General features: G+C 37.4%; 22 protein-coding genes. 13 read left to right on the top strand and 9 right to left on the bottom strand.

Going from position 1 to position 22,989, the window contains the following annotated elements; translation table 11 throughout:
• Positions 1-47 precede the first annotated feature (47 nt).
• Together AC3CH7_RS09895 and AC3CH7_RS09890 are read right to left on the bottom strand one after the other, a co-directional pair.
• A complete protein-coding gene (locus tag AC3CH7_RS09895; RefSeq protein WP_031416225.1) occupies positions 48-557 on the bottom strand; it encodes a ferritin in 510 nt (169 codons plus the stop codon).
• A gap of 315 nt (positions 558-872) precedes the next feature.
• Positions 873-1,634 (bottom strand): TerC family protein, encoded by a 762-nt coding sequence (locus AC3CH7_RS09890; RefSeq protein WP_031416224.1) that lies wholly within the window; start codon positions 1,632-1,634, stop codon positions 873-875.
• A gap of 419 nt (positions 1,635-2,053) precedes the next feature.
• Between AC3CH7_RS09890 and AC3CH7_RS09885 the strand changes: the two genes are divergently transcribed.
• Complete coding sequence (locus tag AC3CH7_RS09885) at positions 2,054-3,814, top strand: ABC transporter ATP-binding protein (protein WP_488381715.1); 1,761 nt, start codon at positions 2,054-2,056, stop codon at positions 3,812-3,814.
• Positions 3,815-3,979: 165 nt separating this feature from the next.
• Positions 3,980-4,399, top strand: coding sequence for an SRPBCC family protein (locus tag AC3CH7_RS09880; protein WP_036164045.1), 420 nt, complete (start codon positions 3,980-3,982; stop codon positions 4,397-4,399).
• A gap of 38 nt (positions 4,400-4,437) precedes the next feature.
• Here AC3CH7_RS09880 and AC3CH7_RS09875 read toward each other — a convergent pair whose 3' ends face one another.
• From AC3CH7_RS09875 to AC3CH7_RS09855, 5 genes are all read right to left on the bottom strand, one after another.
• Entirely contained in the window at positions 4,438-5,919 is a 1,482-nt protein-coding gene (locus AC3CH7_RS09875; protein ID WP_488381714.1) for a spore germination protein, read from the bottom strand.
• Positions 5,919-7,043, bottom strand: coding sequence for an endospore germination permease (locus AC3CH7_RS09870; protein ID WP_012294927.1), 1,125 nt, complete (start codon positions 7,041-7,043; stop codon positions 5,919-5,921). Before AC3CH7_RS09870 ends, AC3CH7_RS09875 begins: the two co-directional genes overlap by 1 nt.
• A gap of 143 nt (positions 7,044-7,186) precedes the next feature.
• Complete coding sequence (rsiV, locus tag AC3CH7_RS09865) at positions 7,187-8,080, bottom strand: anti-sigma-V factor RsiV (protein ID WP_036216742.1); 894 nt, start codon at positions 8,078-8,080, stop codon at positions 7,187-7,189.
• On the bottom strand, positions 8,073-8,591 hold the full coding sequence (gene sigV, locus AC3CH7_RS09860) for an RNA polymerase sigma factor SigV (RefSeq protein WP_012294925.1): 519 nt from the start codon (positions 8,589-8,591) through the stop codon (positions 8,073-8,075). Before sigV ends, rsiV begins: the two co-directional genes overlap by 8 nt.
• Positions 8,592-8,747: 156 nt before the next feature.
• Positions 8,748-9,515 carry a TSUP family transporter gene (locus tag AC3CH7_RS09855; RefSeq protein WP_036162021.1) on the bottom strand — a complete coding sequence of 256 codons (768 nt, stop codon included), beginning with the start codon at positions 9,513-9,515 and terminating at the stop codon, positions 8,748-8,750.
• 202 nt (positions 9,516-9,717) lie between these two features.
• On the opposite strand from AC3CH7_RS09855, the gene AC3CH7_RS09850 reads away from it, so the two are divergent.
• Together AC3CH7_RS09850 and AC3CH7_RS09845 are read left to right on the top strand one after the other, a co-directional pair.
• Complete coding sequence (locus AC3CH7_RS09850; RefSeq protein WP_036162020.1) at positions 9,718-10,143, top strand: hypothetical protein; 426 nt, start codon at positions 9,718-9,720, stop codon at positions 10,141-10,143.
• Positions 10,144-10,219: 76 nt separating this feature from the next.
• Complete coding sequence (locus AC3CH7_RS09845; protein WP_031416215.1) at positions 10,220-11,212, top strand: LLM class flavin-dependent oxidoreductase; 993 nt, start codon at positions 10,220-10,222, stop codon at positions 11,210-11,212.
• 401 nt (positions 11,213-11,613) lie between these two features.
• Here AC3CH7_RS09845 and yfkAB read toward each other — a convergent pair whose 3' ends face one another.
• Positions 11,614-12,726: a radical SAM/CxCxxxxC motif protein YfkAB gene (gene yfkAB, locus AC3CH7_RS09840; RefSeq protein ID WP_012294920.1), complete on the bottom strand. Its 1,113-nt coding sequence runs from the start codon at positions 12,724-12,726 to the stop codon at positions 11,614-11,616.
• Positions 12,727-13,001: 275 nt separating this feature from the next.
• On the opposite strand from yfkAB, the gene AC3CH7_RS09835 reads away from it, so the two are divergent.
• Together AC3CH7_RS09835 and AC3CH7_RS09830 are read left to right on the top strand one after the other, a co-directional pair.
• Positions 13,002-13,703 carry a YjjG family noncanonical pyrimidine nucleotidase gene (locus tag AC3CH7_RS09835; RefSeq protein WP_036164040.1) on the top strand — a complete coding sequence of 234 codons (702 nt, stop codon included), beginning with the start codon at positions 13,002-13,004 and terminating at the stop codon, positions 13,701-13,703.
• A gap of 142 nt (positions 13,704-13,845) precedes the next feature.
• Positions 13,846-14,481 (top strand): 50S ribosomal protein L25/general stress protein Ctc, encoded by a 636-nt coding sequence (locus AC3CH7_RS09830; RefSeq protein ID WP_036162019.1) that lies wholly within the window; start codon positions 13,846-13,848, stop codon positions 14,479-14,481.
• Between the two features lie 87 nt (positions 14,482-14,568).
• On the opposite strand, the gene AC3CH7_RS09825 is transcribed toward AC3CH7_RS09830, so the two are convergent.
• The gene (locus AC3CH7_RS09825; RefSeq protein ID WP_012294917.1) at positions 14,569-15,195 is read right to left on the bottom strand and encodes a YczE/YyaS/YitT family protein; all 627 of its coding nucleotides are present in this window, start codon (positions 15,193-15,195) and stop codon (positions 14,569-14,571) included.
• A 163-nt stretch (positions 15,196-15,358) separates the two neighbouring features.
• On the opposite strand from AC3CH7_RS09825, the gene AC3CH7_RS09820 reads away from it, so the two are divergent.
• The 7 genes from AC3CH7_RS09820 (at position 15,359) to AC3CH7_RS09790 (ending at position 22,986) form a co-directional block, all read left to right on the top strand.
• Complete coding sequence (locus AC3CH7_RS09820) at positions 15,359-15,781, top strand: pyridoxamine 5'-phosphate oxidase family protein (protein ID WP_012294916.1); 423 nt, start codon at positions 15,359-15,361, stop codon at positions 15,779-15,781.
• A 95-nt stretch (positions 15,782-15,876) separates the two neighbouring features.
• Positions 15,877-17,622 carry an adenine deaminase gene (ade, locus tag AC3CH7_RS09815; protein ID WP_036164029.1) on the top strand — a complete coding sequence of 582 codons (1,746 nt, stop codon included), beginning with the start codon at positions 15,877-15,879 and terminating at the stop codon, positions 17,620-17,622.
• 261 nt (positions 17,623-17,883) lie between these two features.
• Positions 17,884-18,498 (top strand): DUF2306 domain-containing protein, encoded by a 615-nt coding sequence (locus tag AC3CH7_RS09810; RefSeq protein WP_036164028.1) that lies wholly within the window; start codon positions 17,884-17,886, stop codon positions 18,496-18,498.
• Between the two features lie 32 nt (positions 18,499-18,530).
• Complete coding sequence (locus AC3CH7_RS09805; protein ID WP_488381713.1) at positions 18,531-19,928, top strand: right-handed parallel beta-helix repeat-containing protein; 1,398 nt, start codon at positions 18,531-18,533, stop codon at positions 19,926-19,928.
• Between the two features lie 115 nt (positions 19,929-20,043).
• Positions 20,044-21,147 carry an alpha/beta hydrolase gene (locus tag AC3CH7_RS09800; protein WP_230591240.1) on the top strand — a complete coding sequence of 368 codons (1,104 nt, stop codon included), beginning with the start codon at positions 20,044-20,046 and terminating at the stop codon, positions 21,145-21,147.
• A gap of 222 nt (positions 21,148-21,369) precedes the next feature.
• Positions 21,370-21,909, top strand: a complete 540-nt coding sequence (locus AC3CH7_RS09795; RefSeq protein WP_012294911.1) for a flavodoxin family protein — start codon at positions 21,370-21,372, stop codon at positions 21,907-21,909.
• A 177-nt stretch (positions 21,910-22,086) separates the two neighbouring features.
• Entirely contained in the window at positions 22,087-22,986 is a 900-nt protein-coding gene (locus tag AC3CH7_RS09790; protein ID WP_036162017.1) for a LysR family transcriptional regulator, read from the top strand.
• Positions 22,987-22,989: the final 3 nt, after the last annotated feature.

Raw genomic sequence — 22,989 nt, 5'->3', positions numbered from 1 at the left:
ATGAAACTTCGTAGCCATTGTTACTTTTAGCTAAATTTTCCCATATATTATGCCTGTGCATCAGGCGTAAATGTACGCGTAGCTAATTCTGCATCTAGCATAAAGATAGCGTTGGAGTCGTTTTCGATACGTTCGATTTTACGAATTAATGTATCAAATGTAGATTCTTCCTCCACCTGCTCATCGATGAACCATTTTAAAAACGCCATCGTCGCATGCTCACGTTCATCTAAAGCGATATCTGATAAATTATAAATACGGCGCGTCACTTCTTTTTCATGAGAAAGAGCTGTTTTAAAGGCATCTAAAATCGATTCAAAATGATTGCCTGGGCTCTCAAAGCCTTGAATTGTTGCACGGTAGCCCATATCACTTAAGAAGTTATAAAACTTCATCGCATGGAAGCGTTCTTCTTCGGCTTGTACTAAAAAGAAGTTAGCGAAGCCATCGTAATCCTGGTCTGTGCAATAAGCCGCCATTGCCATGTAAGCATGAGCCGAGTAAAATTCAAAATTCATTTGTTCGTTAAGTGCTGTGTGTAGTTTTTCAGATAACATAAAAGTTTTCCTCCTTTTGCAGTAAATGCCTTCTTCACTAGTATACAGCGTTATTAGTTCTTCATACAAAAATTTTAAATTTCATGGGAAAATGTGCAAAACTTAATTGATATTAGTTCTCAATTAGAAAATTTATACTTCTTCCTATTTGTCGTATGTATAGCCAAGTGTTAGTTGGGTAGTGGGATAGGGCCACTAGTGAGGTAGCAAAGATGTGTAGATTTGTGGCATAGGAGAGGGACTGGCTATAAAATAAAATCTTACCCGTAAAGAAGAAAATCGCCTCGACATAGGTCGTGGCGATTTTTTTCATCACTATTGTGCTTGAGTCTTTTGATTTTTGACCCCAACTAAGTAACCACCTAGGGCAATTGCTACTAGGACAATCCAGAATATCGCTTTCCAAATTGTAGAATGTGGGAACTCATGTGGAATAACCCCTAGTTTTTCATGTGCCAATGTTAGCACGGCTAATTTCACACCAACCCAACCAACGATTAGGAAGGCAGCCGTTTCCAATGAAGGGAATTTATCAAGAACTTTTACGAACCAACGAGCCGCAAATCGCATCATGATGACCCCAATAAGGCCGCCTAAGAACATAACGGCGAATTGTCCTGCATTAATGCCACCAATATCAAAATCGCCGAGATGTGGTAATGTTACGGCAATAGCAACCGCAGCTAGGATAGAATCCACCGCGAACGCGATATCAGCAAGCTCCACTTTTACAACTGTCATCCAGAAGCCAGATTGTTTCTTCGGCTCTTGGATTTCTTCGGAGTTTTGGGATGCCTTCCGTGAATCATAAATATGCTTAATAGACATAAACAATAGATAAGCAGCACCTATTGCTTGGATCTGCCAGAAATTAACAAGCGTTGTAATAAGGAATAATGCGGCGAAGCGGAAAACAAACGCCCCCACTAATCCATATAATAAAGCTTTTTGTTGTTGTGCTTTTGGTAAATGCTTAACCATAACTGCCATTACGACTGCGTTGTCAGCTGCCAACAAACCTTCTAATACAATTAATACGACGAGTACCCATGCGTATTCTAAAATAATTGCCTCCAAATTTGTTTCCTCCTTTAATTGTTGAACAGAAATGAATGTTTGCTTCTAACATATTCTTCCCAATTTTAAGCAAAAGAAAAAGACCCCTGCCTAAAAAATAGGCAAAGGTCTTGCTAAGCAATTTACTGTTCGTTGCACAGAAAGTATTGTTCTGTGAGACAAATTATGCCATCACACCCGATGGTACGAAACCATGTAATGACGAATGTGAATCAGATGCTTCGATCGCATCTGCTAGCTACTCCCCTTTGACAATAAAGTCAAAAGCTATTCAATTCTTACACCAATCATAGCATGAGAAAAATTGAAAGTAAATAAAAATATACTGCTATGGAGAAAAAATACTTTTCCGTTACGTTTGCACAAATGGTACTATTAAAAGATAGGCGAAATTTTTACAACTTAGAAAGGAGACAAACATGTATAGAAAATTTTTTTCCTATTATAAACCGCATAAACGATTGTTTGTCATCGATTTTTCAAGTGCAATCATTGTAGCCATTTTAGAGCTTGCCTTTCCATTAGCCGTTCAGTGGTTTATTGATGAATTATTACCAACCGGCGATTGGGGAATGATTGTAAAAATAAGTGTATTATTGCTGCTACTGTATGCAATAAGTACATTATTAAATTTTATCGTGAACTATTTAGGTCATAAATTGGGGACTAATATTGAGACAGATATGCGTCAGGAATTATTTACGCATGTACAAAGGCAATCATTCCGATTCTTTGATAATACTAAAACAGGTCATATAATGAGCCGCATTACTAATGATTTATTTGACATTGGGGAATTTGCCCATCACGGACCTGAGGATTTATTTATTGCCATTATGACCTTTGTTGGGGCCTTTGCCATAATGTTTAATGTGAATCCAACACTCGCTTTAATTGCAGCGATTATGGTGCCATTTTTAACATGGCTTGTGACATTTAGTAATATAAAAATGAACAATGCTTGGAAAACGATGTATGGCAAAATTGCTGATGTTAACGGACGTGTAGAGGATAGTGTATCCGGTGTCCGTGTTGTGAAATCCTTTACAAATGAAGATTTTGAAATTAAACGCTTTGAGGAGCAAAATGGATTTTTCCGTGCGGCTAAATTATATGCCTATAAAATAATGGCAGGAACTAACTCGACTATTTACATGATGACACGCCTCCTTACATTAATGGTGTTAGTGGTCGGCGCTTGGCTCAGCTTTAATGGGAAATTATCTTACGGGGAGCTAGTGAGCTTTGTTTTATATACCAATGTACTCATTAAACCAATAGATAAGATTAGTGCTTTATTAGAGCTTTATCCAAAGGGAATGGCTGGCTTCAAGCGATTCCGTGAATTAATTGAGCAGGAACCAGAAATTCAAGATCGTGAAAATGCGAAGGTTATTAACCATTTAGATGGTAATATTTCCTTCAACAATGTTCACTTCAATTACGATGCATCAAAACAGGTGTTAAAAGATATTTCATTTGATGTAAAGGCTGGACAAACCATTGCGTTTGTCGGTCCATCGGGTGCTGGTAAAACGACCATTTGTTCGTTAATTCCTCGCTTCTATGAAGTTTCAAAAGGTGCTATTTCGATTGATGGCATCGATATTCGCAATATGACCCAGGCTTCCTTACGATCTCAAATTGGTATTGTACAGCAGGATGTCTTCTTATTTACAGGGACAATTCGTGAGAATATTGCCTATGGAAAGCTAAACGCCAGTGAAGAAGAAATTCGAGAAGCGGCAAAAAAGGCCCATTTAGAAGCATTCATCGCAGAGCTACCAGAGGGGTATGATACGCAAATTGGGGAACGAGGCTTGAAATTATCCGGTGGACAAAAACAACGATTAGCCATTGCTCGTATGTTCCTGAAAAACCCACCAATTTTAATTTTAGATGAAGCGACTTCTGCGTTAGATACAGAAACAGAGATGATTATTCAGCAATCTTTATCAGAGCTAGCTGAAAACCGTACTACTTTAGTTATTGCCCATCGCCTGGCAACTATAAGGAACGCAGATCGGGTAATGGTTGTGACGCCAAAAGGTATTGAGGAAGATGGTACTTATGATGAGCTAGTGGCTCATAATGGTATTTTTGCTAAGCTCCATCACATCCAATTCCGTAAGGGACAAAACAAACAAAGCATTCAAAATGATTATGTAGAGATGACTTAAAGTTAATCAATTCAACAAAAGGCAGAAATGTGTGATAGCATTTCTGCCTTTTTCTGCTTTCATATACTTATCAAATAAATAAAATTGTACAAGGATTTTTTAGAAGAGGGGAGGAACTATTAGTAGTGAATAGTTTATGACAGATTAATAAATGGGGGTTAAGACATGGATAGACAAAGAAGTATAGGACTTACCAAAACCGTTGGATATCAAGTAGGGGTTAGAAAAACGTTCCCAATCTCACAACAGCAAGCATGGTCAATTATTACAGCAGAGGAAGGTTTGAATGCATGGTTTGGAGGAGGAGAAAATATAATTCTTGTACCTGGTTGTCAGTATCATACAAAGGCTGGAACTGGAGAAATTCGGATTGTCAAACCACTTCTGCAACTTCGATTTACTTGGCAAAAAGAGGGATGGCAACGACCTTCTACCGTACAAATTCGAATCCTCTCTAAAGAAAGTAATAAAACGACCATAAGTTTCCATCAGGAACATCTTTCCAATCAACAAGTGAGAGAAGAAATGAAGCGATATTGGGAAGCGATTTTAGAAACCATTGAAGTTAGCATACAAAAGATGTAGCCAAAAATACTAGCATCTCCTCAACATTTGAGGGGATGCTAGTTATTTTCTTGCTCTCTACTTTCTCCGTGATGGCCATTGGCTGTTCGGGTTGAATCCTGAGGTGCAAGGGCTTTATTACGCTCCGCGTAACCTTTTGGTGATAGGCGAAAAATAGATTTTTTGATGGTGGACCACCTTAAATCTGTCGCAAGGTTCATGTAAGAATAGCCGTAAATTCGAATATTGCACAAGTACAGAAGTGTCAAATATAAAGAAACAAAAAAGCCAAATAATCCGAAAAAGGCGCTTGCTAGGATGAAAGCAATACGTAATATACTGACTGATGTCACAAGTGATTGATTGACCAAGGTAAATGAAGCGATGGTAGAGATGGCGATAACAACAATCATTTCGGGGCTTGTTACACCTGCTCGAATTGCAGCATCTCCGATAATAATTCCACCTACAACACTGATGGTTCCACCAATAACTGAAGGAAGTCGTAACCCTGCTTCACGGAACAATTCAAACATCAGAAGCATTAGGAGCATCTCAAGTGAAGAAGGGAGAGGCAATCCAGCCTTGGCCTGTACAACGGTTGCTAGTAATTGTAATGGTAATTGATTTTGATGATAGGTTGTTAAAGCAAGCCAAAAGGCAGGTAGTAGCAACCCTATAAGAATACCGATTATCCGTAGTACTCGTTCTACAGAACTAAAAATGATCGGATACTCATTATCTTCGGCAGATTTCAATAATAAGAAAAGATTTACAGGTGTGATAATGCCATATGCGACACCATCTACGAAAATAATAAAGCGTCCCCTTGCTAATGCTTGGACGGCATAATCGGGTCGCCCGGTATAATCGAACTTTGGAAATAACTTTGAATTTTTATTAACACGTTCCATCAATAAATCACCACTAAAAACGATATCCGTATCGACCGCAGCTAGCTGTTTCTTAATACCGTGCAGAATATCCATATCTACAATATCTTCAAAGTATAAGATGGCCACAGTTGTTTTTGAGCGTTTTCCAAGTTCCACCTTTTCTACACAAAATGAATTGGTCGGTAATCGTTTTCTAATTAAAGCAATATTGACGCGGATATCTTCAATAAAGTTATCTCTGGGTCCTTTAACAAGAACCTCCATACGCGTTTCTTCCGGCTTACGATTAGGTTTTTTAGCGATATTGCTTGCATATAAAAGATTAGCTTCCTCAAAATACAGCAAAAGGAAGCCACTATAAACTGATGAAATAAGCTGTTCCTTATCTTGGATTTTTTGAAGGCTTGGAATATGGAGATGCCTCGCTATATTTTCCTCAAAAGAAACTTCATCCAAATGATCATATAAATACTGAATCCGCTGAATAATAACGCCGTTCAGCATTTGTTGATCAATCATGGCATCACAAGTTATAAATTGTACCTTCTGTTCATTAAAGCTATATTCCTGAAATTGTATATCTGCGGATTTTTGAAATAGTTTTTTTATTGTATTTAAATCTAACTCATGCTCCTGCTGAGACATTATGATTCACCACTTTTCATGTCTTGTTTTTCAGTTTTCCCCTTTTTAGGAGATTTATCCGATAAGTAAGCAACGACAATGAAAAAAATAGATAATGCCAATAAAAAAATAAAAGTAGCACTTAAAATATAATGTCCCTTTACCTTTAAAAATAAGCTTTCATTTAACATAATTAACGGTAAACAAATGATGAAAAAGGGTGGAGCTAGCATTTGCCAAATACGCTTTGGATCACCAGTCATTTTTAATAAATCTACCACAATGTATAAAAGGAAACTTACACGAATGAAGGTCCCTGTTAGCCATTGGTAAATAGAGAAGAAGTCTAAATGCTCAATATAACGTCCGATGGTCACTAATCCCCATTCTTCATAAGCGGGATAACGTTGTTTCGCTGCTTCACTTGGCCCAAATTCAGTAATGGCTCCAATTAATGGACCTAATGTAAGACCAATTAAGATAGCCAGTATAATTGTGAAGTGATACCACCGAAGTCGTTCTTTAAATTGATGCTGTAAAAATAATAGCAATAATAGCTCTATAAACCCTGAAGCAGGAAAAATCATACCATGTAGAATGGGCTGAAAACCATGCTCAAAAAAGGGGCGCAACAAACTATAATCCTTTACTTGTATATTGGTAAAGGCAACAAAAAAGCCAAGGATGACAACGCCAAATAATACAAAAACATTGACAATAACAATGGTTTGTAAGCTAGTTGTCACTAGTAAAATGCAAAGAATGGTATAAACAAACAGTAATATTAGGACCGGTGTCTGTGGTAAAAACGTGGTATTTACCCATTGTAATGTTTCTACCATTGTAAAAGCTGCGATAATCAATAAAAAAATGGCAACAATATAGATGACAATAGAAGAAGCGACTTTTCCCACTTTTTCGTTGAGCCAGTCTCGAATAGGTTCTTGTTTTGATTTTTTTTGGATGTAAACTAATAAAAATAACCAAAAGAAAAGTATACCCCCAGAAAATAGTACAGAAAGCCAGCCATCTCTTTTGGCGGCATCTAGCAGTGGAGGAATAATAGTCACATGATTTTTTAAGCCAATAACGGTCATGGATAAGAAGATTACATGTAAAATACTGATGGATCCTACACTTTTCATGATGAAAACCCTCTAACATTGATTGATACATATAAGCTTAGACAAAAAACTGTAGCTTTATAAGCAAAAAATGGGTTAATGGCCATGAAAAAACGAGGTATTTGATGGTGTTATCTTCAAATACCTCGTTAAGTCCTATTTAATTAATGGATATATTTTGTGCTAACAAGCTCATCTTTTAAGACGTCTGTTGGGATTTCAAATTCCACAACGCCCATAAAACCTGGTGCCACTTCATATTTATCGAATGAAATCACTAACTTACCTTTATCAGAAATATAGAATTGTTGATCTGGTTGAATAGCTGTAAAGTCTTCCATCAACTCTTCGTCAGCCAGGCCAGCTCCCTTTACCCAGTAAACTTTATCCTGATTGGATTCAGCCATTTGTGTACGCATTTGTTCCTTAATATTTTCACTAATAGCTTCAATATAGTTCTTATCTTTAAAGAGCATAGGTAAAGTAATTAAAATTTCGTTTTCTTTATCAATAGTATCGTATTCCATGACAGTGGAGGATGAGCCGACAGTATTGACTACATAACGACCAATCGATAAAATTTGGTCATTATCGGTTTTAATTTCAAAGCCACTATCAACGCCTAAATGACCACCAATACCACTGGCCTTTAAATCACCAACTTCTGTAATAAATTCATCGTAGAGAGCTTTTCCTTCTGCACGATACTTTTCATTTAACGAATTTGCAAGATCTTGATTATCTAGATTTTCAATAGCAGGTACTTTAATATTGGCATCAAAATTATCTTCTGCAACCTCATATTCTGTCCAAGTTAATACTTTGACCACACTTCCTACAACAGGTATGTCAGATAGCGTTCGAGCCATTGCTGGACTCGCATTTAAACTAGCTGTAAATAGCATAGCTGCAGCTGCCGAGCCAAGCAACCATTGAGGAGTACGGTTCTTTTTCTTTTTCCGACCTTGCTTCAAAGCTCGTTCAACCACCAAGTCTAATTCCTTAGGAATGGAAACATCCGTATATTGTTTTTCTATATTTTTTAATTTTTTATCCATGTGCAGTTTCTCCCTTCACATCTTCCAATTGTATTTTCAATAGTTTTAATGCTTTATAAAGACGCGATTTGGTTGTACTTAACTTAATATCGAGGATATTCGCAACGTCTGCGAGCTTTAAATCCTCAAAATAATGAAGAATCACAACCTCTCGATACATTTGCGGGAGCTCATCCAATGCATGTTCTAGGTCTACGTTTTCATAGACATCCTCTTGAGCGGGGGTTAAATATTGCAAAGTATCATCATCAGTTACTTGTAAGCGTTTATGCTTTCGTAAAAAATCAATGGAAGTACGAACGACTATTTTATAAAACCAGCTTTTCATATAATCAACATTTTCTAGTCGATCTAATGACAGCATGGCCTTTTGAATACTGTCCTGTACAACATCTAGTGCGTCCTGTTCATTTTTTGTATAGCTATACGCGAGCAAATAAAAACGCTCTTTTTGTTCACGAATGAATTGGACAAACACCTCTTCATGTTGAAATGCATTTCTTGTTTTCATGTCCAAAGAAGCTCCTTTTTTAACATTGTCAAATTGTATACATGTACTAGACGTACGAAATGAGGGAAAAAGTTGATGACCATAAAAAAAACTTACCCCAATATGAGATAAGTTTTATCCTTCTATACTGTTGGCATACGTCAGCATAACAGATGATTATGAGAAATAGTCATATGTATTTTTCAAGAGTAATAGAATGGTCACAACGATAAATAACTTACGTACATAACCGCTGCCACGTTTAATCGCAAATTTTGACCCGACTATGGCCCCAGCAATTTGCGCAAGACCCATTGGTAAACCATAGGCATAATTGATTTGTCCTAAGTATATAAACATAAGAAGGGCTGCCACATTACTACCGAAATTTAAAAATTTCGCATTACCAGCTGATTGTAAAAAATCAAAACCAACCATGAGAAAGGCAAATAATAAAAATGAACCAGTACCAGGACCCAAGAAGCCATCATAAAAACCAATGACTGTAATAACTACTACAAATAATAGATAACGTTTTGGTGTTAATTTTTTATAGGTAGTGATGCTTCCCCAATCTTTTTTAAAAATCGTATAGATAGCTACGGCAGCCAGCATAATGAGCATGAGCGGCTTTAGGACACTAGGATTCATTAAGTGGACAATCCACGCACCTAGCATAGACCCGAAAAAGACAAAGGGGAATAGCTTATAGACCGCTTTAATATCAAGCTTGCCAGAGCGATAAAATGTCAAAGTACTCGTAAGTGATCCCATTGTACCTGCTAATTTATTGGTTGCCACCGCTGTAGAAGGTGGGAGACCTACAAACATAAGAGCTGGTAAAGAAATGAGTCCACCACCGCCAACAACTGAATCAATAAATGCTGCTAAAAAACCAAATACAATAAGAATGACTAAAATATTTAGATCTAAATCAAATGGCACAACAGGTCATCTCTTTTCTATCATAGTAATCTGATAGTAGCGAACTGAGGTTAGGCTGTAAATACTCTTTATAAAGTTTTGCGGATTTCGAACGAATGGTTTTCGTATAATTTCTATAAAAAACAAATATTTTCTGCTTAGAGTTAGAAATTTGATGTATTATGTAAATGATAGTGTTTTTACGTAAAGGGGACGTGATGACATGAGTTTAGCAAATCATATACGTGTATTTCTCTGTGTCGTATTTATGGGGATGCTTGTTGGATATGTCTTTAATGCAAAAAAAGATATAACAGATCATGAGTATATTGATATCGTCAAAGAAGGTTATTTGGAGAATTTTTCGGACGTCACAGTTCGTAATGCATTTAACTACGCATTCTTTGAACCATATTGGCGATATTATCAAGCGAAAACAGGGGAGCAAGTTATAGAATTATCAGGTGAAATTACGTTTCAAGGTGAAAAAGGACATGCTATATTACAATTCGTTGTTGACGAACAAACAAAACAATTTTCCCTTCGTGCGATGAAGTTTAATGAAAATGTTCTAAATGCTGAACAAAAACAGAAACTCGTCGGCATGGTCTATCAAACATGGGAAATGAAACAACTAGCTTATGAGTAAGGTTTTTTGCTTTGTAAATGAGCAGAACTATATTACAGTTAAAAGGGGGAGCTTACAGACAGAGAGGATGTTTTGAATGAAGTTAAGTATTTTAGATCAAATGCCTATACCAAAAGGTCATTCGGCAGAGGAAGCCTTCCAACGTACAGAACAACTAGCGTTATTAGGGGAAGAACTTGGATATCATCGTATGTGGCTAGCTGAACACCATAATAGTCAGTCGCTAGCAAGCTCAGCTCCCGAAGTAACCGCTGCTTTTTTAGCTGCGAAAACGAAGCGCCTGCGCATTGGGACAGGTGGGGTCATGATGATGCATTATTCACCCTATAAGATCGCAGAGGTTTTTAAAACATTGTCAGGCTTAGCACCTCATCGAATTGATTTCGGAGTGGGGAGAGCGCCAGGTGGTGATCATGCCTCTATTTATGCGCTTGCAGAGGGAAGAAGACAACGCTTCACTGAGCAATATGATAAGCTTGAAATTATACTAAAGCTCATGAATAACCAAAAAACGGGTGAGCATGTCTATGATCAAGTCGTTGCGGCACCAGTTGATAGTTCATTACCTGAGGCGTGGCTGCTAGGTTCAAGTGGTCAAAGTGCAATGCAGGCAGGACAGCTAGGTGTAGGCTATTCCTATGCCCAGTTTTTCACGGGTAATATGTCGAAGGATATTTTTGATGCCTACAAAGCCTATTTTACGCCTTCTTATTATATGGAAAAACCACAAATCATTGTGACCTATGCGGCGACGGTGGCACCTACTTTAGAGGAAGCCGAGTACTTGGCAAAACCAATCGATATTTCTCGTCTTCAGCTTATGAAAGGGCAAATTATTCAAACTATATCGCCTGAAGAAGCAAAGGATTATCCATTAACTGAAATGGATAAAATGACAATTGCCAATAATCGCAAAGCCAATCTTGTCGGCACACCGAAGGATATTGCTGCTTTTTTAATGAAAGAACAAGAACATTATGGCTTTGATGAAGTCATGCTGAACTGTAATCAATATGAATTAGCAAGTCGTTTAAACACCTATAAATTCCTAGCGGAGGAATTATTATAGAACAAAATCACCTCGTTGTAACTCTTCGAGGTGATTTTTATTAGGATTGACGCTTTTTAACGTACATAAAATAGAAAAACCCGGAAATAAATTTCCGGGTTCGATTACCACTTACATTAAATACTCCATGACACTCTGCCTCGCTTCTGCATAGAATCTTAAGATATTCCTAAGAACTGTACTTTACTCAGCTTTGATGGTCCTTTTGAGTTATCGATCAATCGCACTCATCGGGTTAACCCTCCTAGTCATAGGATTTGAAGTGAAATCTTTAATAGTATAGACCGCGCCATATTTTTTATACATAGTTAAGAAATTTTTTTAAAACAATAAAAGGAAACTCCCTTTTGATACAGATTCTTCAAAAGGGAGTTTCTTTCTTTATTAACTTTATGAGTTGCTTAAACGCGGGCAGAGCCACTAACAAACGTGTGATCTCGATAATACATATTTTTCACTAAAACGTTAGGACCTAGGCATTTAACAGCTGGACAATGACAATTGAGTGTTTTAGCTAAATCAGTTGCCATCCATTTATCAAAGATAGTTGGAAGCTCATCATGTACAATATTACCTAAAGCAGGTGTATCACCGAAATCAGTAACGATGACATCGCCCGTAAAAATATTGATATTCAAACGTGAACGGCCATCTGGGTCGTTACGCAATGTGACATTTTTCGCTGTACGAAGACGTTGAAGTAATCGTTGATCTTCTTCATTCGCACTGCAAGGGTAAAATGGAAGTGTTCCGAATAACATCCATGTATTGTCATCACGAATATCTAGTAGATGATGGATCGCTTCACGTGTTTCCTCCAGTGACAGAGATGTGAGAGCACTAGCGAAATCTGATGGGTACATTGGATGTACCTCATGACGTGCACATTTCATTTCATGGATGATTTGGTTATGAATATGTTCTAAGTACGGTAAAGTTTTTTTGTTTAGCATGGTTTCAGCTGAAACCATTACACCATGTTCCGCAAGCATTTTTGAGTTATCAATCATGCGTTGAAATAGAGCTGCACGTTGGTCATAAGTAGGTTTGCGCTCCATCATGGCAAAGCCTGTTTCCACGAATTCATCGATTGTACCCCAGTTATGTGAAATATGAAGGACATCTAAATAAGGGGCAATTAGTAAATAACGTGCAGGCTCCAATGTTAAATTGGAGTTGATTTGTGTTCGCACGCCTCGTTCATGCGCATATTTCAATAAAGGCAATACATAGCTTTGAACGGATTTCTTAGACATCATCGGTTCGCCACCTGTGATACTAAGCGTTTTTAAATGAGGTATTTCATCTAGCCGTTGGAGAATTAAGTCAATCGGCAATGCCTCGGGGTCTTTATTTTGTAGCGTATAGCCAACCGCACAGTGTGCGCAACGCATATTACAAAGTGTAGTTGTTGTAAATTCAATATTTGAGAGTGTCATCTGTCCATGTTGCTCCACGTCTATATAAGCTTCCCATGGATCAAAGACAGGCGTTATTTTTTGTAAGGTCGTCATCTTTCGTACATCTTCCTTTCTAGCATTCTATTGTCTCATATTCATCGATAATTTCAAATATGAAATTACTGAAAGGGCTATTTTATGACTAGTTAAACATTTTTTACCCATTTAAAGGAAAATGTTCGCCAATTCATTTGTATCGAAATGGATGAAGATAAAATGCTTACAAGTCCTACTATTCTGAAAAAGGTGGATTTACTGTTATTTTTCTAAAAAAACGTTATCATGGATAGAGAAAATAGCACAATGCATCATAGAAAGTAGGTACGGACATGACGAAATATGAAATATTATTATTTGACGTGGATGATACGTTACTAGATTTTGATTTAGCTGAAAATGCTGCACTTGACCGCATGTTTAAAGAAGAAAATATACAAGTTACTCCCAACATGATTGCACGTTACAAAGAAATTAATGAGTCAATGTGGCGAGCTTTTGAGCGTGGAGAAGTAACGAAAAATACCTTACATAATACACGTTTTTCGATTGCTTTAAAGGAATTTGGCATAGAAGTCGATGGGACATACTTTGAATCACTTTTCCAAAAATATTTACGGGAGGCCCACCATTATGTAGAGGGGGCCTATGAGGTAATCGCTCACCTAGCCAATCATTATCATTTATATGTAGTGTCCAACGGGATAACGGTTACACAAAATAAACGTCTTGTGGATGCGAATTTAGCGCAATATTTTAAAGGCATTTTTATTTCAGAGCAAACGGGCTATCAAAAGCCTATGCCAGCCTTTTTCGATTATGTGTTTGAACGAATTGATAATTTTGATAAAGAAAAAGCACTAATTATTGGAGACTCTTTGACATCTGATATAAAAGGTGGTTTACAGTCCGGAATAGATACTTGTTGGTTTAATATCCGCAATGTTGAAAATAAAAGTGGCATTGAACCGCATTATGAAATTAAAAAATTGCAGGATTTACATGATTTACTGAATCAAAAAATTGCACTTTAAGTAAGCATGAGGCACCTTCTTTGTTTTGTAGACAGGGAGGTGCTTTTTTTGCTCATTTTTTGAGCAGGTTTATAGGTATAAAAAAACGAGGAAAGGGCAAAACCATTGTTGAGACTAGTTTCCATGAAAGGGGAAATATTCGATGAATACGATACTAACAGCCAGTAAACGCCAAAAAGGACGACAATCTTCACTAACACAGCTTCGACAAAACGGTGCCATTCCTGGTGTTGTCTATGGCTTCCAAATGGAATCAACAGCCATTACATTAGACGCAAGAACATTTGCGAAAATACTAGCAGCGCATGGTACAAAAAGTGTTTTTCAATTAGATGTGGATGGAAAGCGTATTAATGCCGTTTTATCAGAAGTTCAGCGTTGTGCTCTAAAAGGGAATATTAAACATGTTGATTTTAAATCGATCAACATGTCACAAGAGCTGGAAGTGGAGATTCCAGTAACAGTAATCGGTGATGCCATCGGAGTAGCAGATGGAGGTTTCCTATTACAGCCTAATCGTGAGGTTCGCATTAAAGTGAAGCCAACAGAAATTCCCGAAACGATCGAAATCGATGTCACGAATATAGCAATCGGAACATCCCTATATGTGGGAGATATACGTCAACAATTTTCATTTGAAATTTTACAAGAAGATGACTTTACACTAGTGACGATCACACCTCCATCTGCTGAAAACGTACAAGAAGATGACACTGTGGACGACACGCCCGAAGTAATTGAAGCAACAGGGCAAAATACCTCTGAGCCAGAAGCATAGCGTGAAAAAAGGGAGCCATTTTCCAAAATGGCTCCTTGTTTATTCTATCCATAAAAAGACAATGCATTTTTTGCATTGTCAGAAAACTTATATGACGGCGCTTTTCACGCCAGTCCATTTCATAAATAATTTTTCGTTATAGGTTAAGGCGAATTGTACGATTGGTCCAAGTCCAAAGGCCATTATCACCGTACCGATTCCTATAGGACCACCAAGTAAGAAGCCAATTACAGCGACTGTAACTTCCATTGTCGTCCGGGAACGTGTGACACTCCAGCCAAGTTTATGAACCATCATTAGCATTAAGGTATCGCGCGGACCAATTCCTAAATTAGCCACCATATACATACCACAGCCCCAGCCAAGTAATACTAACCCTGTTAGATAAGAAACAAGCTGCATCCAAAAGCCATCGATATCAGGTAGCCAATAATTAAAAATATCAATAAAAATGCCAGCTAAAAACATATCGATAAAAGTTCCTGGTAATGGGAATTTTTTCGTTATTAGCATATCAAACGCTAAAATTGCCAGTCCTAAAATGATCGACCATGAACCGATCGTTAATCCGAGTGTTTTAGTTAAGCCAATATGTAAAACATCCCAAGAGCCTACGCCAAAAAGCTGCCCTTTAATTGTTAATGTAACGCCAAAAGATAGCACGATAATGCCTGTTATGAAAAATAAACAGCGTGTATAAAAAGCTTGTTTCATTTTTTAACCCTCATTCATCCGTAAATTCCTATTGTCCATCAAATAATTATAACAAGATATTTTCAATTTGCCAGAAGTTTGTCATTTCACATTTTTCAAAAAAAACAGTTTAGCTTTAGGTAGAGAGGGCAAAATATAGTTGTAGAAGAAAGGATGGGATGAAATGACTTCAGTACGTGATGAAATTTTAGAAGTTTTGAACCGTGAAAAGATCGGAACGATGGCTACTGTAGAAAACGGGAAGCCTTATTCGCGCTATATGACGTTCCAGCATGAGGATTTTGTGTTATATACTGTGACGAATAAGCATTCTGAGAAAATGGAAGAGCTCCGTAAAAATCCATATACCCATATATTGTATGGCTATGAAAATGGGGGCTTTGGTGATTCCTATGTGGAAATAGAGGGAAAGCTCACTGAAGTACACGAAGAAGGCATTAAAAATAAAATTGCAGAATTTTTTACGAGTATTTTTATTGGCAATCAGGATGAAATGGTGACCCTAAAAATTGAACCTATTCGTATGCGTTTAATGAATAAAAAAGGACAACCACCAAAAGAACTAGAATTTTCGAGCGACCATTAATCAATGGTCGTTTTTTACGGACTTTACGATTAATAGTTGCAATAACAGACATCTTTCAGGCATGATAGTTCTTAAAAGAAAAAGGAGTATTGGCTATGACGACAAAATTACAACAGTTAACGCAAAATATTTTATCATCTCAAGGTAAGTTAGAGGCAGATTTTATTCTTAAAAATGCACAAGTTGCCGATGTCTATACATTAACGTGGAGGAAAGCGGACATTGTTGTGAAGAATGGCACAATTGTCGCACTGGATCACAGCAATAGATTTCATGCAAAAGAGGTAGAGGATGCAGCGGGGAGCTATGTTATTCCTGGATTGATTGATGGTCATATACATATTGAATCTTCGATGCTAACACCTGGAGAATTCAGCCGTGTCTTAATTCCACATGGGATTACAACCGTGATTACTGATCCACATGAAATTGCTAACGTAGCAGGAGCAGAAGGAATCCAATTTATGCTGGATGATGCACAAAAGGCCGATATGGATATTTTTGTGATGCTTCCTTCAAGTGTACCAGGGACACAGTTTGAAAACGCCGGGGCAACATTAACAGCACAGGATTTGGAGCCATTTCTGCATCATGAACAAGTTCGTGGATTAGCGGAGGTTATGGATTTCCCAGCCGTCTTAAATGGAGAAGAGGGAATGCTGCAAAAAATTTTATTATCAAAGGAAGCGAACCTAGTAATTGATGGGCATTGTGCGGGCTTACAAAGTGAGCAAATAACAGGCTACCGAGCTGCAGGTATTCAAACGGATCATGAATGTGTGACAGCCGAAGAAGCCATTGATCGTGTAGAGCAGGGGATGTATGTCCTTATTCGAGAGGGATCAGCAGCGAAAAATTTGCGTGATTTATTGCCAGCCATTCAGCCACACAATGCGCGTCGTTTTGGTTTTTGTACGGATGATAAATATGTCGATGAATTGATGGATGAAGGTAGCATCAATTATGATGTTGCAATGGCAATAGCCGAAGGGATGACACCTTTGCAGGCAATTCAGCTAGCAACCGTAAATACCGCAGAATGCTATCGTTTATTTGATCGAGGGGTACTTGCACCAGGCTATAAGGCTGATTTTGTACTAGTAGACGATTTATCGACGATGCAGGCAAAAGCGGTTTGGAAAAATGGTCATAAAGTGGCTGAAAATGGGGAAATGCTGACAAGTCGTCAAGAGGCAAAGGTTCCTGCCCATATTCATCACTCTGTTCATTTACCAAGCATCACAAAGGATAGTTTACAACTATCATTCAAAAAGGGGACAAGAGCGAATGTCATGGAAATTGTGCCGAATCAGCTGATTACCAATCATTTAGTCATAGATGTACCTGTGAAAGAAGGCGTATTTGTCCCCTCGATAGAACAAGATTTACTGAAACTAGCAGTCATCGAACGCCATCATCATTTGCATACGACGGGCTTAGGTATTGTGAAAGGGTTTGGTTTACAAAAAGGTGCGGTTGCGACTACCGTAGCCCATGATTCACATAATGCCCTTGTCGTTGGCACAAATGATGAGGATATGATTCTGGCACTTTCCCGCATTCAGGAAATCCAAGGTGGCTTCGTTATTGTAGCCGATGGTGAAATACTCGCGGAGATGCCTTTAACAATCGGTGGCTTAATGACAGATGTGCCAGCACAGCAAGCGAAGGAACAGCTAGCGGGCTTGCACAATGCTTTACAGAAACTCAATCCAACTTTAGATTTTCATTTTCTACTGACATTTTCTTTTGTAGCATTACCCGTAATTCCTGCTTTAAAATTAACAGATACAGGGCTATTTGATGTGACAACCTTCCAGCATATAGAAGTGGAAGCATAGACAAAAAAACGACCTAGTTGCGGAAAGCGATTAGGTCTTTTTTATTCGCTTAAAAATGTCTCATAACAGAGGATAGAAAGCTGTCTCAATGTAAAATCAAATTAAAGTTTATAAAGCGGCTTTATAATGATTGGTAACCGAGTAAGGGGCATTAATGATAGACTGTTTTTAGATACTTTGAGATAGATAGATTTACCATTTTAATCTATCCAGCGAAGAGCAATCTTTAAGGTCACTTTACAAACGGAGAGGAAAGAAGACATGAGAAGGAAAGGCTTAGTCATTAGTTTAGCAGTAATTGCTGTATTGTGGATATTACATACAACATCTAAAAATTTTGTGGTCGACCCCACATTTTCTACATTTCTTTCGAACAAGGAAATAGAACTTCCGAATGCAAATGTATGGATTATGATGATCCAACTACATATCATTTTAGCCATTATTGCCTTAATTACGGGGCCATTAGGTCTTTCGAGAACAATAAGAATGGAAAAACCTATTCTACACCGCTGGAACGGTCGAATCTATGTAATAGTGATTGTAGTCAATATACTTCCAGGATATTATATAGCGCTCTATGCAAATGGGGGCATGTGGAGTACGATTGGTTTCTTCATTTTAAATACGCTGTGGTTGCTTACGACGATAAACGGTTTTCGTTTTATAAAAAAGGGACAAGTAAATAGCCATCGGAGTTGGATGCTAAGAAGCTTTTTCTTAACGTTTGCCAATCTAACCATTTACATAGTTATGACGATACTGCATTATGGAGCGAATCTTCCATATGGGTTGTCGTATTCGTTAGGAGCGTGGTTAGCCTTTACTATTAATTTAGTATTAGCAGAGATGGTGATTAGAAAATCGACCATTTAACGCCATAGAATTAATTTGAAAAGGAAGATTTTATGAAAAAATGGATACTATTTTTGGGGTTTATAGCTGCTTTGATAATTGTGCTAACGATTAATGATACGGAAATAAAACAGGCTAAGACTATATTTGTAGATAGTAATGGAAATGATTCAAATAATGGTTCAAAATTAAGCCCATACCGTACGCTAAAAAAGGCGGCATTAGAAGCGGAAGCAGGGTCAACCGTATTTATACGGAAAGGCATTTATAAGGAAAAGCTTTCTGTTATACATAGTGGTACAAAATCAAACCCCATTATTTTCAAGGCGTATGAAAATGAAGAAGTTATTCTTAGTGGAGAGTCCATGAAGAATACGGATGGTGATGCATCTCTTGTAACAATAAAGAATAAAAATTACATTACCATTAGTGGATTCACTATACAGGATTTAACGACGAAACAATTAGATGAAACAGTGATAGGAATTTACGTAACAGGCTCCAGTAGCCATATTACCCTAGCGAATAATCATGTGAAAAGAATAAAAACCTTTGCTGAGGATGGAAATGGTCATGGGATCGCTGTCTACGGAACAGGGTCAATGAGAGATATAAATATTGTAGGTAATACAGTGGAGGATTTAGTGTTAGGTGCAAGTGAATCTATAGTTCTTAATGGGAATATTAATGGATTTAAAATAGAAAATAATATAGTTCGACGGAGCAATAATATCGGAATTGATCTGATTGGGTTTGAAGGAATTTCAAAGGATAAAAAAAGGGACTATGTACGAAACGGTGCTGTAAAAAATAATTACGTTTATGAAATTTCCTCCTATGGGAATCCAGCATATGGCGAGAATTATTCTGCTGGGGGAATATATGTCGATGGTGGTAAGAATATAACGATTGAGTACAATACCCTTTATAAGAATGATATCGGAATTGAAGTAACATCTGAACATGCAAACAAGTATGCAGACAATATAAAAGTACTAAATAATACAGTATATAATAATTTTTTTACAGGAATATCGATTGGCGGGTATGATGAAAAAAGAGGGGGGACGAAAAATTCAACCATTTCTCATAATATTATATACCGTAATGATACAAAGGGATTAGATGGAGGACAGCTTTTATTACAGTATGATACCCACAATAACGTTATAGAAAAAAATATACTAACAGCTGGATCTTCTCGAATATTTATAGCCAATTATTTTACAAGTAATAAAAAAAACAAGTTGGTTAGGAATGTGTTTCATAAAGAAAAAGGGGAGGATGGCATTTGGATATGGAAGGATAAGGAATATGACTCGTTTAAAAAGTTTAAAATCGCATCCAATAGTGATTCGACATCTAGTTACCTAGATCCTCAATATAAAAACATGGATAAATTTGATTTTAGACTTGAAAAAGATTCTCCTGCGGAACATATAGTGAAGTAAAAAAATATGAGGGCTAAGGCTAAAAAGACAATCGAGTTGTCGAGAAACCATTTGTTAAACTAAAGGTAATTTTGTGGAAGTGACAAACTTTTTTCTCTACTTACGGAGGTTAATCATGATGAAAATAATGAAGAAAACAGCCAAGTTTGTGGGAATATTGCTAGCTATATTGGTTTTGATGATAGGGTTTGGCTATGCTTTTCTTGAGATCAATCCTTTTGGTAATAAACCAGGTAAGCCAGTTGCCGATATTGAACGAAAGGTTGAAATTTGGGGAGAAGAAGTCGCAGGTAATCATTCTGGTAGTAAGCTAGACGATATGAATATTAAAGGTAACCCTAATAGACTGCTAGCTACAGTCAAATTTTTCACTAATATTGTAGGAGAAGACTATCAAGATAATGAGGCTGCCATTGATACGTTTACATATGTCCATGAAATGGAGGGAGGCTATGAAAAGACCACCTATGAGGATGAACCTTATTTGATTCCTTATACCGTGGCAAATAGTGATAGTGCGGTCATTGTAATCCCCGGTGGTGGCTATAGCTTTAAGGAAATGGATGGCGGAACTACTGAAGGAAAAGAGGTCGCTGAAGCATTAAATAAGGCAGGTATTAATGCGTTCGTTCTACACTATCGTTCCAACCCCTATGAATGGCCCATTCCCCAATTGGATGTGCAGCGTGCTGTCCGTTATCTACGTTATCATGCAAATGATTATGGTATACATCCTAATAAAATTGGATTGATAGGCTTTAGCGCAGGTGGTTTTCAAACGGGGAGTTTTATTAATCTCATACAGGGAGAAAAATGGCTTCCCAAAAATTATCAGCTTGATGCTATCGATGCAGTTGATGACCAAGTAGCATCTGCAGCCATGATTTATCCTGCATTGACGTACCGCTATAATGTCCCCATGCTTTTTGCTTCTTTTGATGATAGAGCTGTTAGAAATCCAGAAGAGCGTGAAGAACTTTTGAATAAAACTGATTTGTCCAAGCATTTCAGAACTGCACATATTCCTCAATTTATTGCTTATGGAACGAAGGATTCAGCTGTTGGGGTAAAGGGACCACAGGAATATATTCAGTCCGCACGAACTGCAGGTGCGGATGTCACTGTAATTGTAGCAGAAGGTCAGAATCATGGTTTTAAGCAGCCATACTATATGCGTGAGTATCTTGAATGGGTAAAGAAAATTTTTGCTTCTTTATAATGTGGTGGGTCTGACCATGAAGATGGCTACTTCCCACATTTGAATAAAAACTTTTTTCTGGAGGTTTTTATGGTGTAATTCCCACGCTAGTCACTTCTCTATAATCGATTTTTTCGATTCATTTTATCGAAATAATCATCTTTATCGATTTGTGAAATCATTATAAGATAAAACTATTCGGGAACAATACTAGAAAACTTTAAGGAAGAAGGGATCACCAACATGTCAATAGCCGTTATTTATGGTGGAAATCGTCCGAATGGGAACGTAGAAACTTTAACAAAATTAGTCACTCAAGATTTAAAAGTTGAAGAAATTTATCTAAAGGATTATTCAATTCAACCTATAATAGATAAGCGCCATACAGAGGAGGGCTTTTCAGAAGTCAATGATGACTATAATTCCATCATTGAACGTATTCTTCCACATGATATTCTACTATTTTCTACACCTATTTATTGGTATAGCATGGCAGGACCGATGAAAAACTTTATTGATCGATGGTCACAAACTTTAAGAGATTTAACTTACCCCAATTTCAAGGACAACATGTCTTCTAAAAAAGCGTATGTCATAGCAGTTGGTGGTGATATGCCCTATATAAAAGGGCTACCAATGATCCAGCAGTTTCAACATATCTTTGACTTTATAGGGACATCATTTGAAGGGTATATTTTAGGAGAAGGAAATAAACCCGGAGATATAGTTCAAGATTTAAAAGCGATGGCAGCAGCTGAATGTCTTAGAAAAGAGCTACAATAACAGGAGATTAAAAAGGGATTTGGACGATAAAGTTTCCAAATCCTTTTCTGTTTAATGGACCTCGTTTGGTTGAAAAATTGTTCACTCTTGCTAAGCTAGTGTAAACTGGATTTAATATCGATAAAAGTGAATCTTCCATAAAAATGTATCGAAAAAAATGATTAGAGAGGTGAGGAAATGGATATAAAGCAGCTCCAAACGTTTCTAACAGCAGCAGAAACATTAAGCTTTACACAAACAGCACAGCGTCTAGACTATGCTCAATCAAGTATTACTGCGCAGATTAAAACTTTGGAACAAGAGTTAGGGGTTATACTTTTTGAGAGGCTTGGGAAGCGGATCATTTTAACAGAGGAAGGCAAGCGTTTACAACAATATGCCGAAAAAATGCTAGAGCTAGATCGTGAAATGAAAAAAGCAATGTCCAATGAACAAGAACAAGTGGTGTTAAAAGTAGGGGCACAGGAAAGTCAATGTGTTTATCGACTGCCAAGCATTTTACAGCATTTTCAACAGGCGCATCCCCATGTGAAAATTATATTTAAGCCTGTGCATACGACTGACATTGCCAAGGAGTTATTGCAATCAGGTAAGTTAGATGTGGCCTTTATTACAGATATTTATCAGGAAACAGCGATGCTACATCGAGAGCGTTTACTCGAAGAACAGCTTATTTTTGTGAGTACTTCCAAAGATAGAAGGGAGCCTCTCGTGGCTTCTCATCTTTCTACTGAAACCATGCTACTAACGGAAACAGGGTGCTCCTATCGCAATCATTTAGAAGCACAGCTACAGCAGGAAAATAGTATGCCGCTACAAATGATAGAATTTGCGAGCATAGAAGCGATTAAGCAATGTGTGATAGCTGGTTTAGGTATTACATTTTTACCGAGAATGGTCGTAGAAAAGGAATTAGCAAATGGACAATTAGAGGAAATTCCCTCGACAATCAGCTTAGCACCAATTTTTACAGACATTGCTTGGCATAAAGATAAACATATGCAGCCTTTCCTTCTCGATTTTATTACCATAGCCAAGCAGCACTATAAAATTTTGGGCGCTCAAAAAAGAGCCTGAACG

The sequence above is a fragment of the Lysinibacillus sp. F12 genome (genome assembly GCF_057773605.1).
This window is presented reverse-complemented; position numbering and strand designations above follow the sequence as displayed.